We start from the raw sequence: 15,704 nt of genomic DNA on the forward strand, positions 1-15,704 counted from the left end.
GAAACCGTAGCTGCCGCCATTTTCTGAGCTGCCTACACGGCAGTGAACAAGCAGGGAGATGCACGATGAAGCAGCGGGGATTTCTGAGCTGCCTACACGGCAGTGAACCTCATCAACGAGCGCCACAGCGCCATCGGGAATTTCTGAGCTGCCTACACGGCAGTGAACGCGGGAAGTGGGGCATCACTAGGGATCAGGATTTTCTGAGCTGCCTACACGGCAGTGAACAACCTCTCGTCCTCCGCACCCTTCAGCGCATCTTTCTGAGCTGCCTACACGGCAGTGAACATCACGTCGCCGACGGTGACGCCACGGGTGACTTTCTGAGCTGCCTACACGGCAGTGAACTCCGGATGCTTCTCGGCCTGCGGCTGCGCTGCTTTCTGAGCTGCCTACACGGCAGTGAACGCGCTGCAGCGCGTGCGCACGCGCCTGGAATCTTTCTGAGCTGCCTACACGGCAGTGAACAGCGAGGTAATCTGGATTGAGCCGGTCCAGCATTTCTGAGCTGCCTACACGGCAGTGAACTTGGACTGGTTACGGATGTTGGAAGGGAGGCGTTTCTGAGCTGCCTACACGGCAGTGAACCTCGACATCAGCTACATGGGCCTCCTGGATCTTTTCTGAGCTGCCTACACGGCAGTGAACGCGCGCCGCCGAGTCGAGGGGCGGCACGTCATTTTCTGAGCTGCCTACACGGCAGTGAACCAAACGGAAATGGTGTCCCGGATGTGCTCGAGTTTCTGAGCTGCCTACACGGCAGTGAACGATCATGTCGACCAGGATCTCGTAGGTGTACTTTTCTGAGCTGCCTACACGGCAGTGAACAAAGACCGACGCGGAGCGAGCGGCTGCCTACCTTTCTGAGCTGCCTACACGGCAGTGAACGAGGCCAATGCCCTAACGAAACTTGGGACGGCTTTCTGAGCTGCCTACACGGCAGTGAACGAACCCCTGGCGGCAGATCCTTATTGGTGTCTTTTCTGAGCTGCCTACACGGCAGTGAACCGAAGGAGCGACAGCAAGGCGCGGCTTGATCTTTTCTGAGCTGCCTACACGGCAGTGAACTTCGCCTATTCGACCACTAGGCACACGCGCATTTTCTGAGCTGCCTACACGGCAGTGAACGGGACGGTGTCAGCCACGACCTTGTAAGGGTCTTTCTGAGCTGCCTACACGGCAGTGAACCGGCTTCGCGATGGCGTCGTAACGCTTCGCCATTTCTGAGCTGCCTACACGGCAGTGAACTAGTCCCTCTATTCTCCAAGCCTTTGATGCCGAAAGGAAATGGCAAAAGAAAAGCAGCCGACCCCTTTGCTGGAGCCGGCTGCCAAGTGCTTGATTTTAGTAGAGCGCTCGAAGCGAAAAGGAAAAAGGGTCAGAACCAGGGAATGGTGGCCCCGCCGCTGAGTCCGTAAGTGTTGAACGTGCCAGGCACCGGTTCCTGCAGCAGGGGCCCATGCCGCACGAACAGGGAAAACGCGGCCTGGCCGGTGCTGCGGCTGCCCAGCACCACGAACGGCAGCCGCAATCGTTCGGCCGCGGTGTCCGGGATGCGTTCGGCTGCCGCGTCGGCGCTCAAGCCGTGCCGACGCAAGGCGCGTGTCCGGACTCCTTCTTTTACTGGCCGTTACATCAGCCGTCTTCGCAACGTCGCAAGGCGTCTCGGTCAGAAGCGTTAGCGAGGCAGGAAAGCGCGGCGAGGGCTTCCTTCCGTTGGCCCAGGGTCAGCGGCGTCTCGGCAATCGATTCGGGGTGGGCAGAGAGCGACTTGGCCCGCTCGATCACGCGGGCTTTCAACGCGTCGTCTTTCACGTTGCCTAGGGCGCGCGCGAGCAGGCGGGTTTGCGCTACGAAGTTCGCATTGAGCGAATCCCGTTGTTGCTCGGCGTTCTTGGGCGATCCGTCAGTGCTGGCGAGCACCATCGATGTGTCCAGCCAATGCCAGGCGGCGGCGGATGCGTCGGCACGGGAAAGCGCATAACTACCGCCCACCGCGCCTCCGACGACCGCGCCAACTGCGCTTGCGGCCAAGGCCAAGCCAATTGTCGAGAGTTTCATCGATTTCCTCATAGGACCTGGAGCCAGCACTTGAGCACCACACCCGCCGAGGTGGCACAGAACAGCCAGACCTCACCGGCGCGGCCGGTGGAGCCACGGGCACCATAGGCGACGTTTGGCGGGTTCCAATCGACCACCATCGGATCGCCACCGCCTCCGGCACTCCCCGAACCCGCATCGGGAAGCGGGCTGCCATCCACGGCCCGAGCCGTGCCGGCAATGTACTTATCCGCGCTTGGTGCCGCAAAGTTGATCTCGAAGCATGCACTGTCCCCATTGTTGAAGACCGCACACACACGCGGGTCCTTGCCGAAGAACTGCTTCATCTTGTTCGACAGCAACTGCCGGAATGCAGCCTTGAGACCCCTGCCAGCCCATGCGGGATTCTTCTCGGTCAATGCTTTGAAGATCTCCAGCGACGTGGCTTCCGCGTTGCGCCCAACGAAAGAACCGTAGTAATCACTGTTGGGCATCACGATCACCTGATCTGTCTTCGTCAGGTCGATGATGGCTCCGACTTCTGCCGCTTCTTGGCTACTTGCGTTCCACTGGTCGATCTGCCATTTGTCTCCAGGCCCGGCTGCTGCGATTGCGTCGACTTCCGCCTGACGTGCGGTGACGCCCGTATAGGCTTGGTTGGAGAGCGACATCGCCTTGCCTGGGGCAACGGCCTTCGGCTCCGTCTGGGCCTGTGGACTTCCGCCGCCGGCGTTCGGGTTGAACAGGATCGAGAAAAGCATCGTGGTCTTGGTGTCGGGATTGACCACCAGAACATCGTAGGTGCCTCCAACGCGACCGATTTCGGCTTTGGCGGCGTTCTGGAACGAGGCGGGTGTGGTGCACGTGGTGCAGAGACTCACCAGGTCCGACGCCAGTGCCGGGCTGCTGATTCCCAGCCAGGCAACTGCCACCAGGAAAACCGACGTCCAATGCTTCATGTCACTCTCCATGTTGACTTGCGTACGACGAACTCCACTTCCTGAGTGGGGCCGACGGACCGTAGCATGGTGCCGATAGGCGAGCAATCTCTGTTGTCGCGCAGGTGGCTTGGAAGGTTAATTGCCTGGGAGAGGGGTGCCTGCTGCGAAAGCGAGAAAGAGGAGTTCAAACGACGCTTCGCTGCGGCCAACGCCATAACGGTCCCAGGCCGAGCGGACTGGCCGATTTCGAGTCGCCTGTGCGGCAGTGAACATGATCTTTAGTCGGTCGATGTCGTGGATCAACTATGAGCTGCCTGCGTGGCAGTGAACGATACCCAGCCCGCCGCCACGGTCGGCATGCATTTCTGAGCTGCCTGCACGGCAGTGAACGGGGCGTAGAGCGAGCCGTCCGGGTTTTCCTTTTCTGAGCTGCCTACGCGGCAGTGAACCAGGCCGGCGTGGACTATCTCATGCGGCTGCATTTCTGAGCTGTCTACATGGCAGTGAACCGGAAGACCGCGGTGCAGTACGTCGCGCGGCTTTTCTGAGCTGCCTACTCGGCAATGAACCAGAATTTACACGTGACCGTTTCGCCCTCATCTTTGTGAGCTGCCTACGCGGCAGCGAACCAGATCCCGGAGAAGGTCTACGTGCGCGTCGATTTCTGAGCTGCCTACGCGGCAGTGAACTCGCCGCGGTGCGACCAACTGTTGAGGCCGACTTTCTGAGCTGCCTACGCGGCAGTGAACAGCTTGCTCCACGTCCAATCCCTGGAGGCGATTTTCTGAGCTGCCTACGCGGCAGTGAACGCGGTGGAGCTGCCCCACCCTTGGGAGATCGATTTCTGAGCTGCCTACACGGCAGTGAACACACGATCAGGATGCCAGCGCGGCCCTGGCTGTTTCTGAGCTGCCTACACGGCAGCGAACATGGCGGAACTGGACTGGTTGAAGCTGGAAATTTTTCTGAGCTGCCTACACGGCAGTGAACCCTGTATCAGCGCACCTACGCGGGTTTCGTTCTTTCTGAGCTGCCTACACGGCAGTTAACATTTGGACTATCGCGATGCCGCGCTCGAATTATTTCTGAGCTGCCTACACGGCAGTGAACCGGCTCCGGCGGCCGGCGCCGCGCTCCCGTGATTTCTGAGCTGCCCACACGGCAGTGAACTCGCGGCATCCGATGGACTCACGGCCCCGAAATTTCTGAGCTGCCTACACGGCAGTGAACCTGGCTGCGGATCTCGTCGTCATGCCCGACCTTTTCTGAGCTGCCTACACGGCAGTGAACCGTGCGGCCGCCAGTGCGTCTGCCTCATCGTCTTTCTGAGCTGCCTACACGGCAGTGAACCCTGGGGCTGAGGCATTCGCAGCCGCATACGATTTCTGAGCTGCCTACACGGCAGTGAACCGTCATGACGAAAAAAATGGCGGGGGCGGTCATTTCTGAGCTGCCTACACGGCAGTGAACAACACGAAGGTGCCGTAGCTCATCATCATCGTTTTCTGAGCTGCCTACACGGCAGTGAACGAACTGAATCCTGCCCTCGGTAACCGCCTCGATTTCTGAGCTGCCTACACGGCAGTGAACTCTTTCCTATCTCTTAGCGTGCTGTACCGATATTTCTGAGCTGCCTACACGGCAGTGAACAATCTGCTAGTTCGATCATTTAGCCGCCTGTCTTTCTGAGCTGCCTACACGGCAGTGAACGCTCAGGCCTCCTCGAATGCCGCGCGTACCATTTTCTGAGCTGCCTACACGGCAGTGAACTGGGTGGAGGGGCGGGTGCTGATCTACCGCTTTTTCTGAGCTGCCTACACGGCAGTGAACGAGCTGTACGTCTACACGCCCAAGCCCTGGGTTTTCTGAGCTGCCTACACGGCAGTGAACGGGAAGGACGGCGACGAGGACTACCGCATCGATTTCTGAGCTGCCTACACGGCAGTGAACAGAGATGAGACCTTTATTTTCCGTAACCATCATTTCTGAGCTGCCTACACGGCAGTGAACTTCATGGCAGGTGTGCGCCCCCAGGAAAGTCTTTTCTGAGCTGCCTACACGGCAGTGAACTCCATGTCGCCCTCCTTGCGGGCTGTGCGTGTTTTCTGAGCTGCCTACACGGCAGTGAACGCCTACGTCGTCGCGATGGCGATCATCGTCCTTTTCTGAGCTGCCTACACGGCAGTGAACGATTGAACGAACAGTTCGACAGCCTTGTTCCATTTCTGAGCTGCCTACACGGCAGTGAACGTCGCCCTGCGGCGGCGGGTTGCGGGCCGGCGTTTCTGAGCTGCCTACACGGCAGTGAACTCGTCATCATCTTGATGCTGCTGGCGTTGATTTTTCTGAGCTGCCTACACGGCAGTGAACAGCGCCGTGAGCTTTTTCCTGATGCTCGCGAATTTCTGAGCTGCCTACACGGCAGTGAACCGGATTTCGCTCATGGCGCCTTCTCCGTTCCTTTTCTGAGCTGCCTACACGGCAGTGAACTCAGAGCAGATCGTGCCTAAGCGTGGCCGGCCTTTCTGAGCTGCCTACACGGCAGTGAACCGTACCGCGGCCGCGGGCCGATGCAGCACACCTTTCTGAGCTGCCTACACGGCAGTGAACGCTGAGCGAGGCGATGGGCAAGGCTTGGGCGTTTTCTGAGCTGCCTACACGGCAGTGAACTTCGCGACCAAAGCCGAATGGGCCGACGCCAATTTCTGAGCTGCCTACACGGCAGTGAACCCGGCGCGCGAGTTGCTGCCGTTGGCCTTGCTTTTCTGAGCTGCCTACACGGCAGTGAACCTGAAGTACACCCGCGTGGACACCACTACGAATTTCTGAGCTGCCTACACGGCAGTGAACTGAAAAGAAGATGCTGTCTCTTTCGGCCGTATTTTCTGAGCTGCCTACACGGCAGTGAACGCGACCAATCCGACAGTCCACGTCCCCACGATTTTCTGAGCTGCCTACACGGCAGTGAACGGCCGTTCGAACCCCATCGCCTTCATCATCACTTTCTGAGCTGCCTACACGGCAGTGAACCCGCGGCCATATCAGATCACCGGCCACCATGTTTTCTGAGCTGCCTACACGGCAGTGAACCCTGGCGGACGGCGCTCATGCGGCCACCTGCCTTTCTGAGCTGCCTACACGGCAGTGAACACGTGAACACCGTGCGCGTCGAAGGTATGGGCTTTCTGAGCTGCCTACACGGCAGTGAACGTTGCGACGCGTGTTGCAATCAATGCGCCACTTTTCTGAGCTGCCTACACGGCAGTGAACAGTGTCCCCAGGCGCAGGTGAGGGCGCCTGACTTTCTGAGCTGCCTACACGGCAGTGAACAGGACGGCAAGGCGCTGCGCGACTGGGTCGATTTTCTGAGCTGCCTACACGGCAGTGAACCAATATGGCAACGGGTCGTGGAGCGTCGTACATTTCTGAGCTGCCTACACGGCAGTGAACCAGAACGTCCACTTCGAAGCGAATCTCGTCGCTTTCTGAGCTGCCTACACGGCAGTGAACTCGAGCCCCTTGACCGCGAGCATTTCGCTATCTTTCTGAGCTGCCTACACGGCAGTGAACACCGCCGCCGTCCTCGTAGCGAATGCGGATGATTTCTGAGCTGCCTACACGGCAGTGAACTGCATCGCATGCTCAGGCGCCGACCATATGCCTTTCTGAGCTGCCTACACGGCAGTGAACGGCTGCCCCCCAGTGTTGCCAGATCCGCTATATTTCTGAGCTGCCTACACGGCAGTGAACGAGTCTTGATACCAACTACAGGTATTTTTATATTTCTGAGCTGCCTACACGGCAGTGAACGCGGCTCAGAAGATCAAGCCTGCCAAGGCGGTTTTCTGAGCTGCCTACACGGCAGTGAACTAGCCTCGCCATTCTCCAAGTCTTTGACAGGAAAAGGAAACCTGCAAAGAAAAGCAGCCGACCCCTTTGCTGGAGCCGGCTGCCAAGTGCTTGATTTCAATGGGGCACTCGACGTGCCTGGGAAAAAGGGTCAGAACCAGGGAATGGTTGCCCCGTGGCTGAGCCCGTAGCTGTTGAACGTACCAGCCATCGGTTCCTGCAGCAGGGGGCCATGCCGCACGAACAAAGGGAACGCGGCTTGGCCGGTGCTGCGGCTGCCCAGCACCACGAACGGCAGCCGCAATCGTTCGGCCGCGGTGTCCGGGATGCGTTCGGCCGCCGCCCCGGCGCTCAAGCCGTGCCGGCGCATGGCGCGTCGGCGCAGGCGTTCGGGACTGCTCTTGGCCTGGACGCGCGTCACCTGCCGATGCTGTGCGGTGGCGGGCACCTCGGCGATGTCGGCGATGTGCAGGTGATCGTGCATGCCCCGCAGCCAGGCCGTCGCCATCAGGCTGTGCAGCGCGCTGTCGTTGCCGTGCAGGCGCAGCTGCGCCCCCAGGGTCGGCAGCGCGTCGTCATAGCCGGGGAAGCTGACGCCGATGCCGCTACTGGCCAGTTCCACCAGGGCGCGGTGCAGGCGTGCGTACAGCGCGCCCAGCAACTGATGCGGGGCCAGATCCGGATCGGGCCGAAGGCGGAGATCGAGATAGTGTTGCATGGCCGTGCCTCAGTTCGAGTCGCCGAACACGCCGCCGCGGATCAGCGTGGCGATCACGAAATGTTGTTGCTCCACGCTCGGGACCTTGTCCTTGATCACCCAGGCGTCGAGCAGGTTGTAGAAATCCTGCTTGTCCTTGGGCTGCCGGTAGGCCTTGCCTTGGGTGGTGACCGAACCATAGGGCTCGACGGCGATCGCGCCGTTCTCCTCGACGCCGGGGTACCAGGTGTCGATGGTGCGCAGCGCATTGCCGATTTTCTGCGAGTGGATGGCGGCCACGGCCTTGTCGCCTTCGCCGACGGCATACAGCGTCTTGCTCTTGTCGCCGCGGCCGCGTTCCAGGATCAGTTCCTGTGAGGGAAACACTTCCTGGCCGGCGCCGATGCGGACGAAGGCGGTGACTTGCAGCAGCACATGGGCGGTGCCGGCCAGGCCGTCGGCGACGGTGGAGGCAAGGGCATCTAGATCGCCGGCTGCGTCGGCCGGCGCGGACAGGTCGCGCAGGCCATGGTCGTGCGCCTGGAAGGTCCACTGCGCGCTCGGCGCGCCGTTGCGCAGGTGAGCAATTTGGATCTCCACCTGCTCGGCGCCGACGCGGTTGCGCCACAGGAAGCGGCCGTTGGCGAGATTGGCGGCGTAGCGGCGTGCCAGTTCGCCGAAACCGTACTGTTGGCGGTATCCCTCGACGGTGGCGCGAAGTTTGGCGCGGTAGTCGGCATCGTTGCAGGCGGACGGCTCACCGGTGCCGCCGAGTACGCGCAGGGTGAACTGGACCTTCAGGGTGTCGGCGTCCAGCGGCAGGGCGGCCACGTCCACGGTCTGCAGGTTGGGGTTCTGGATGGCGGCATCCAGCTTGGTGGGGTCGGATTGCTCCTTGCTCTTGTCCTTGAGCCGATTGGAGATGGTGCCGCGCACCGATTTCTCGCGGACACGGACCGGTTGCCAGTCGCCGGCCGCATCGCGTGCGGACCAGGCGCCGGCGAAGAACAGGGCATCGGAGGGGTCCAGCTTGCGCTCGAAGGCGAGGACGGAGGCAGTCTTGAGGGTGTCGTTGGCCATGATGGAATTCCTTGTCGTGATGGGCGATCAATCGAAATCGTCGGCCGTCGGGATGACGGCGGGGCGGTAGTCGTTGCGGCAGCGGTACAGTCCAGCGTCGGGTTGGCTGTCGGCGTACCAGAGCAGGTGTTGCGGCGTCGGCAGGCGGTGCGGGCTGATCCACTCGCCCACCGAGTACAGGCTTTCGACGAAGCGGAATGGCGTCTCGGCGTCGCGGGCGTTGGCGACGCTGCCGGGCGCGTGCACTTCGCCGAGCGCGCCGTAGCCGACCGGGATCGGCACGATCCAGCCGCGGCCGCTGCGGTCGTTTTGCCACTCGCCCTTGCCGTCGGCCGCGTCCACGTAGCGCCAGTTGATGCGCGACAGCGAGAGCCACGCATCCAGATTGGTCGCATCGGGTGTGTGCTGCTGCAGTTCGGCCCGCCGGGCATCGAGCAGGTCGTCGCGTGCCACCAGGGCAAAGCCCGGCAGCAGCCGCAGTTGCAGGTTGCGGAACAGCGCCTGCTGGTCGGCGGTCGTACCGGTGCAGGGGATCACTTGCGGCTGGTGGCGTGGGCGCTCGCGTTGCCGCGTTGGCAGCAGGCTACCGCCGGCGATGCGCATGCCGGCGAGCAGGTCGGTCACGATGGCCAGATCCGCCGTGTGGCTCGCCGGGTCGCGCAACCAGCGGTCGCTATGCACCGCGAAGACCAGGCTCAGCTCCAGGTGGATACGGCCTTCCTCGATAATGGCGGCGGTCTTGCCGTCCTTGTCCACGGGGTTACGGGTCAGCCGGAACGCCTGGACGAAGCCGGCCTCGGTGACCTGTTCCTGGTGGTCATGGCAGATCACGCCGACAGCGTTGAAGGCCAGATCCAACCCGGCTTTGCGTGCCTTGCGTTCCAGTGCCCACATTAGGCCGAGGAAGGCGGTGATCGACGGGAAGCCGTGGGTGAGCGGGCTGGACACGGCGTTGGCGTTCTGCACGCGCAGGTGCGGGATTGCCAGCAGGTGGTCGAAGGAGGGGCACTCGCTCATGCTGCACCTTCCTTCGGCGCACGTCGGCGCATCGGGACAGGCCAGGCGGCGTCGACGATGGCAATGCTGGCCCAATGCTGCCATTGGTCGTCGCCCAAGCCGACGATGCCGGCGTCCCGCAACCGGTCGTTGACCCAGGTGGCGAATTGCCCGGCGACCTCGTTCTGCCAATCCCCATAGTGATAGGTCGCTCGGAATTCGAGATCCTGCTGTTCCCATTCGGGGTGTTTAGGATCCACGCGGACCGGCAGTGCCACGCGCTCCGGGTCTAGCCACAACTGTTGGGATTGCGGCAGCTCGCAGTGTGGGTCGCGGCTCCAGCCCGGTTCGAAGCGCATGGCGGTCTCCGCTGCGAACAACACCAGCTTGTTGACCAACTCGTCTTCCATGGCACGGCGGGTCCACTCTGTGTGGTCGTTCTTGGGAGGATCGGTAGCCAGGAAATCGGCCAGCGCCTTGATCAGCTTCGGTACGTCCTCGAAATAGGCGAACCGTTCCATCGCCGAGCCCAGTCGCAGCAAGGTGCGTGGGCGCTCGCGGTTCCAGCGCGGCGGCAACGAGGCCAGCAGGTAGTTGATGCCGCCGCGCTCACTGTTGAGCTGGCTGATGTTCTGCGGCTTGGTGCCGCCGAGCTTGCGGGCCACCAGGCTGCGGTAGTCGCGGTAGTCGCCGTCGAACGCCTGCTTGGCACGGAAGGCCTGGCGCGCCTGTGTGTTGCGTTCGCCGAAGCGCGCCTCGCGGATGTCTTCGTGCACGGTGTGGGCCAGGCTGCTGGAGAACAGCGGTTGCAGCAGGTGGTAGTGGCGGTCGTCCTCCGGTTCCTCGCCGACCAGCCAGTAGACCTGCTTGGCGGCCTCATGCGAGGACGGCTGCGCGTCGCGGCGGACCAGAGTGCGGAAGGCGCCCATCCAGCGGCTGGCGACCTCGGCATCGGCATGCAGCGCCGCGCGCAGGTCGTCGTCGCCGTCCTGCATCCAGTCGAGCAGGCGCCGGCCATCGACTTCCAGTTTGAGCAGCTTGAACACGTCCAGTGCCGCCGCGTTGCCGACCACGTCCTCGGCAAAGCCCGTGCCGAGCAGGTGGCTGCCGACCTCGCGGTGCGCCGGCAAGCCGGCGGGATCGACGTGCAGGCTGCTGCCGCGTGCGTCAGGGTGGGTGGCCTTGAGCACATGGGTCACGGCCTGGATCTGGCCGACCCGCCGGGCTGCGTCCGCCAGCCAGGTTTCGTAGTCGTACTTGGATGCCGTGCCGGCCTCGTCCTCCTTGCCCTTCAGCTTGGCCTCGCGCCGCCCGTCGATGAAGGCGGCGATGGCCGAGCGGAAGCGTTCGGAGCGTCTTGCATGTTCCGATTCTTCTGTCATTGCGAGTCCTTTCAGTTGCTTGGGTGGTTTCTGCTACAACTGCTCGAGACAACACGCTGTTACTGTTCTGGTGGCACCTCCAAAGAAGTGAAGCTCATTCTCCAGCCTTGAAGCCAAGCAATGGGTGGTACCCCCATTGCTTCCCGCTTTGCCGCTCCCGCACGTTCACCGTCATCAACCGTTCCCCGCAGTCCCGCAGCGTCAGGTCGAGTTGCCCGGCCTGCTCGGCGAGCAGGGCCATCAGGTCGAACGCGCCCCATGGGCTGATGCCCGGCCCGTGTTCGAGTGAGATGCGCACGTACTCGCTCTGTTCCACGGCCGTGTACAGCGGGGCGCCGCGCCGCGCGCCATCGCGTTCGATGCGATGCAGGACCAGGCGTTCCTCGTCCTCGTCCGGCAGCAGCACCAGGGTGGCCGTCCCCATGGTGTCGCGGCGGAACGGCTGCTGCTGCGGCAGGACGCCGGTGAGCATGGCCTGCGGGGTCTGCCAGGCGGAGGCGGCGTTGAGCACGAACGGCGGCGCGCTGCGCCGCGACTTCTGCGGCGGGGAGTGCGGGTTGCACTGCATCGCCTCGAGTAGCCGCGCATGCTCTAGATCGCAAAGGCGTTCGCGCGGAAGCAAGGGTGGTTCCGGTACCTGGATGCGCGGCAGCGAGGTCAGCACACGGTACTCGTCCTCGCGCAGCAGCTTGCCGAGCCGATGGGTCTGCAGACGGAAGCGGTCGGTGGGGTGACCGCTGGCGTCCTGCTGCTCGAACCCGGGGCGCACATAGGCCAAGCTGTCGCTACCGGTGCCGCGGAAGTGGCGCAGGTTGGTATCGAAGATCAGCAGGTTCGGCGCAGTGCCGGGCGTGCGTCGGTGGCGTTGCACGCGACCGCCCAACTGGATCAGCGAGCGCAGCGAGGACGGCTCCGCCACGGCCCAGTCCGCATCCCAGTCGCGGCCGACCTCGCACACCGGCGAGGCGAGGACCACGAACACCTGCTCCTGTTCCGGATGCGCGTCGATCGCCCTGCGGATTGCCGGCGCGCGATAGACCGCGTCCGGCTGACGCCGGTCGAACGCCGTATCGAGCAGGTGTTCGATCGCCGAGCGCTGCAGCAGCGGGAAGCGCGCGTGGTAGACGCACAGATGCAGCCTGACGCCAGGCGGAGCGCCAAGCCGGGACAGCGCACGTGCCACGTCGATCAGTGGGTCGATGTTGGCCATCCGCACCAAACCGAAGCTGACGCGCTTGCCGCTGACCGGGTCGGACTCCGCGTGTGCGCCGTGCAATTGCACGATCGCGTCGCTCACGTGCTGGGCGAATTCGGCGGCGATCTGCTCCGGTTGCCGGCCCTGGATCCGCAGTGCAATCAGTTCGCCGCGGCGCAGTGGCGCCGCTTGGCGCAACTTGCCCGCGCGCTTGGCGACGAACTGCGCATGCTCGGCGGCAAAGGCGGCCGCATCGGCGCAAGGGCCACCGTGCGTGCCGAACTCGTCGGCCCACAGGCAAGGGACCTCGATCGGCGCATCGGCGCTGCCACCATCCACGCCGCGGTTGCGCCGGTAGTGCGCACGCCCGGCGCGGTAGGCGGCGTACATGCCTTCGACCAGGGCCGGAGGCAGCGTGGCCGACGACAGCAGCACGCGGCTGCCGAGCATGCCGGCCCAGTGCACGAGCCGCCCGAGCGCAGGCAGGTCGTCGATGTCGTAGTCGTCCAGTTCGTCGAGGATCAGATCGGCGCTCATCAATCGCAGCATCGGCGCGATCTGGCGGCCACCACGCAGCGATTCGGTGGCCGGCACCATGTGGTCGACGGTGCAGACCAGCATCGGCGCGGACAGCAGCTTGCGCATCTTCGGGTCGTGCAGTGCCCGGGACAGCAGCGGGTGCTGGGTTACCGCGCCTTCGTAGACGAGGTGGCTGTCTTCCTCAAGCAACGACTGCGCCGAGGCCGAGCCGGTGGCCGCGGCCTGCCGTGCGTGATGATCGAACAACGGCGTGCTGGCGGTGCCGCCGATCAGCATCGCCAGTTCGTCGTCGCTGAGATGCAGATCGGTGCGATAGCTGTCGGCGGTCTGCCGGGTGAGCGTGCGCAAGCCCAGCGCGTAGGTCAGGCGCAGGCCCAACTGTGGGTCCGCCAGGGCGTAGAGGATGCGTGCGTTGGCCAGGGTCTTGCCGCAGCCGGTCGAGGCCATGTTGACGATGAAGGCGCCATGCGCGCGCGCAGGCTCGCGCAGCGCCGTTGCATGATCGGCAGCCTTGTCCTGCCAGGCGAAGCGGGGATCGGCGCTGCGCTTGCGCAGGCCGCGGTGCTGCGCCAGCCGCGGCAAGTGCCGTTCGACGCCGGGCAGGGTGTGTGCGATCAATCCCGCGGTATGGGCGACGCCCAGCAGATGCTCGTCCAGGGACTGGTTGTGCACGATGGTGCCGGCCCGGTTGAGCGTGTTGTTGGCGAAGAGCCTGGCCCCTTGTTGGAGATGACGTGCTCGCTCGGCTACCGGCCGATCCTCGCGGTCCAGGCCCAACCGCGAATAGCTGTGATCGGCGAGCATCAGGCTGAGTCGCGCCAGGTGCATGACGTAGGGATTGTCGAGCCAGCCGTCTGGGCGGCGCGTGCGCAAGGCGTCCAGACGCCTGGCCAGGCGCGCCGCTTGCGTGCGCCATGCCGGTGTGGCGACCGGCAGGGGACCGGCCAGTGTCCAGTACGTCGCCACGTGGTCGCGATCGGCCTGGCCGCGGACCTCGTTCCAGTGGTGCTCGACCAGCGACAGCGGCTCGTCCAGCCAGCTTGGCGTGGCATGGCGCACGCGTCTGCCAAGCCAACTCTGGACACCGTCCTCCTCGTAGGGTGCAAGCGGCAGGCGGTGATGGGTCAGGATCAGCCAGGCGACGGTGGCAGCCAGGGGCGGCAGCTCGCGGAACGGGTAGCCAGGAGCCTCATCCAGCCCGTCGCGCCGGTAACGTCCTGCGGCTGTCCAGTGCGGCGCGTGGTCGGATTCGGCATCGGCCAGGCGCCGCAACCAGCCGGCATCGTCGTCCTTGCCGACGAAGGCCTGGAACAGGCGCAGCGACACCCATTCGTGACGGTACAGGTTGCGCTCCTGCAGTGCACCGCGCAGCCGCGCCTGGAACGCGATGCTGGCCTTCCCCAGGTCGTGCAACAGCGCTGCCAGTTGCGCCAGCAGGCGGATGTCCTCGGCGCAGTGCCAGTCGTTCTCGTCCTCGCGGCGCAGGATGTTGCGCTCGGTGCGGTTGGTAGGCACTGCGCCGTAGAGATTGAACCGGCTGGCGTCGCCGACCACCCACAGCAGCTCGCTGTGGTCCAGGCCGCGAATCCAGTGGCAGGCCACCGCGGTGTTCTTGCGCGCGGTGCGGCGCAGCAGCTTGCGCAGAGTATCCAGGCCGGCGCGGGTGATCGGCGTCTGCCAGGTGCGGTCGCCACGCCGCTCGGCGAACTGGTCCAGGATGCGGCGGCTTTCCTTGAGGGCGCGCTTGTCGCACTGGGAGACCAGCAGGACGTTCATTGCGCCTGCCCGCGTTGCAGCGCCTGGGTTGCCAGTGCCACGTTCTTCAGTGTGTCGATCATGAAGTCCAGCGACTCGCTGCGCGCGAGCGCTTCGATGCAGTGCTGCCGGAACGCCTGCTCGTCGTCGCCGCGCATGGCGGAGAGAAAGGCCTGCGGCAGGATGCTGGCATCCTTGACCAGATCGGCAGTATCGAATACCAGACCGCCGCGTCGGGTCTTGCCGTGAAGCACGGCGAGACCGTGCGGCAGACCGAGGACCCAGGTCGCGCTCGCCGCCAGTCCATAGGCCAGGTAGTTGCCGTGATCGAGGAAGCGATTGGCCGCATCGGTGCCGGTTCCGCGCTTGGCGCGGGTGAAATCGCCGTAGCCGACGGTATCGACGGCCAGCTTGAACAAGGCTTTGGTCAACCGCGCCTCCTCAGTGAGCAGGGCCGTGTTGTCCTGTGCCAGCTCGATGGCGCTGGTAGATCGCGTCAACAGTGCCTGCAACCGCGCCGGCTCGGGGGTGAATCCGGCGTCCTTCAACGCACGCTGCTGCCATTGTTCGCCGATGCGCTGTGCACGTGCACGCTGGAACGCCTTGGCTGCGCTCAGGCGGAGATCATCGTCGAACCAGAATCCGACCCATGCCTGCAGGTACTCCGTCGGGCGGTACTCGCTCTGCGGCGAGAACCAGGCGACCTCGACATCCATTTCGTTTGCAGAGAACAGGGGAGTGCCGCCACCGCCGCAGAACCCGACCAGGACACCGGCCTTGGCTAGCTCACGCATCGCCGCCTGGGTGACCGATGTGCCGGTTCCCAACAACAGCGTCGTCGTGTTGGCGATCGGGATGTTCCAGTACAGCGCGCGTTTGCCCGCGTCGGTGACGTACTCGACGCGGCCGCCATTCACCAGCACACGGCAGTGCTGCAGGTAATAGAGATTGGCACGTTTGGAATGCAGGATCGTTTTCAGATCCGAAGGCGAGAGATCGTCCATGTTGTCCCCTGCAGGTCCTGAATCGGCTTGGGTATGTCCGACAAGCAGGCCGTCCTCTCCATACTAGCGGCGAATGCAGGTGTCCGGCGCTCCTGCTTTGGCGGTGTTCTACCGCCGTGGCGAGGGGCTGGAGTGGGCGCGACTTTAGAGCGCCTCTAGCAACGGGGGGACGTGATCCGTAGAAGCGGCTTCAGCCGCGACGGGCGTTCCCGGTAACGCCTGTCA

At 63.7% G+C, this 15,704-nt stretch carries 9 protein-coding genes and 2 CRISPR repeat arrays (1 of these 11 cut by a window edge); all 9 genes read right to left on the reverse strand.

What is annotated here, in order from left to right; all coding sequences use genetic code 11:
* Positions 1-1,248: a CRISPR direct-repeat array (repeat unit 28 nt; unit sequence TTTCTGAGCTGCCTACACGGCAGTGAAC) (it extends 1,120 nt beyond the left edge of the window).
* Between the two features lie 130 nt (positions 1,249-1,378).
* Positions 1,379-1,597 carry a type I-F CRISPR-associated endoribonuclease Cas6/Csy4 gene (gene cas6f, locus AC1PME_RS01190; RefSeq protein WP_481097040.1) on the reverse strand — a complete coding sequence of 73 codons (219 nt, stop codon included), beginning with the start codon at positions 1,595-1,597 and terminating at the stop codon, positions 1,379-1,381.
* 38 nt (positions 1,598-1,635) lie between these two features.
* Complete coding sequence (locus AC1PME_RS01195) at positions 1,636-2,061, reverse strand: hypothetical protein (protein WP_481097041.1); 426 nt, start codon at positions 2,059-2,061, stop codon at positions 1,636-1,638.
* 8 nt (positions 2,062-2,069) lie between these two features.
* Positions 2,070-2,999, reverse strand: a complete 930-nt coding sequence (locus tag AC1PME_RS01200; protein WP_307547777.1) for a hypothetical protein — start codon at positions 2,997-2,999, stop codon at positions 2,070-2,072.
* A gap of 344 nt (positions 3,000-3,343) precedes the next feature.
* Positions 3,344-6,851: direct repeats of the CRISPR family, unit length 28 nt; unit sequence TTTCTGAGCTGCCTACACGGCAGTGAAC.
* A gap of 130 nt (positions 6,852-6,981) precedes the next feature.
* Positions 6,982-7,548: a type I-F CRISPR-associated endoribonuclease Cas6/Csy4 gene (gene cas6f, locus AC1PME_RS01205; RefSeq protein WP_481097042.1), complete on the reverse strand. Its 567-nt coding sequence runs from the start codon at positions 7,546-7,548 to the stop codon at positions 6,982-6,984.
* Between the two features lie 9 nt (positions 7,549-7,557).
* Positions 7,558-8,607, reverse strand: coding sequence for a type I-F CRISPR-associated protein Csy3 (gene csy3, locus AC1PME_RS01210; protein ID WP_481097043.1), 1,050 nt, complete (start codon positions 8,605-8,607; stop codon positions 7,558-7,560).
* A gap of 27 nt (positions 8,608-8,634) precedes the next feature.
* On the reverse strand, positions 8,635-9,624 hold the full coding sequence (gene csy2, locus AC1PME_RS01215; RefSeq protein ID WP_481097044.1) for a type I-F CRISPR-associated protein Csy2: 990 nt from the start codon (positions 9,622-9,624) through the stop codon (positions 8,635-8,637).
* Complete coding sequence (gene csy1, locus AC1PME_RS01220) at positions 9,621-10,985, reverse strand: type I-F CRISPR-associated protein Csy1 (RefSeq protein ID WP_481097045.1); 1,365 nt, start codon at positions 10,983-10,985, stop codon at positions 9,621-9,623. Before csy1 ends, csy2 begins: the two co-directional genes overlap by 4 nt.
* A 94-nt stretch (positions 10,986-11,079) precedes the next feature.
* Entirely contained in the window at positions 11,080-14,496 is a 3,417-nt protein-coding gene (gene cas3f, locus AC1PME_RS01225) for a type I-F CRISPR-associated helicase Cas3f (RefSeq protein WP_481097046.1), read from the reverse strand.
* Positions 14,493-15,479: a type I-F CRISPR-associated endonuclease Cas1f gene (cas1f, locus tag AC1PME_RS01230; protein ID WP_307547789.1), complete on the reverse strand. Its 987-nt coding sequence runs from the start codon at positions 15,477-15,479 to the stop codon at positions 14,493-14,495. Before cas1f ends, cas3f begins: the two co-directional genes overlap by 4 nt.
* Between the last annotated feature and the right edge of the window lie 225 nt (positions 15,480-15,704).

The sequence above is a fragment of the Xanthomonas sp. NCPPB 901 genome (assembly GCF_056725085.1).

What these genes read in the sequence shown, in the direction of transcription:
- AC1PME_RS01195 (WP_481097041.1), bottom strand. Translation starts at nt 2,061, where the DNA reads ATGAAACTCTCGACAATTGGCTTGGCCTTGGCCGCAAGCGCAGTTGGC.
- AC1PME_RS01200 (WP_307547777.1), bottom strand. Translation starts at nt 2,999, where the DNA reads ATGAAGCATTGGACGTCGGTTTTCCTGGTGGCAGTTGCCTGGCTGGGA.
- cas6f (WP_481097042.1), bottom strand. Translation starts at nt 7,548, where the DNA reads ATGCAACACTATCTCGATCTCCGCCTTCGGCCCGATCCGGATCTGGCC.
- csy3 (WP_481097043.1), bottom strand. Translation starts at nt 8,607, where the DNA reads ATGGCCAACGACACCCTCAAGACTGCCTCCGTCCTCGCCTTCGAGCGC.
- csy2 (WP_481097044.1), bottom strand. Translation starts at nt 9,624, where the DNA reads ATGAGCGAGTGCCCCTCCTTCGACCACCTGCTGGCAATCCCGCACCTG.
- csy1 (WP_481097045.1), bottom strand. Translation starts at nt 10,985, where the DNA reads ATGACAGAAGAATCGGAACATGCAAGACGCTCCGAACGCTTCCGCTCG.
- cas3f (WP_481097046.1), bottom strand. Translation starts at nt 14,496, where the DNA reads ATGAACGTCCTGCTGGTCTCCCAGTGCGACAAGCGCGCCCTCAAGGAA.
- cas1f (WP_307547789.1), bottom strand. Translation starts at nt 15,479, where the DNA reads ATGGACGATCTCTCGCCTTCGGATCTGAAAACGATCCTGCATTCCAAA.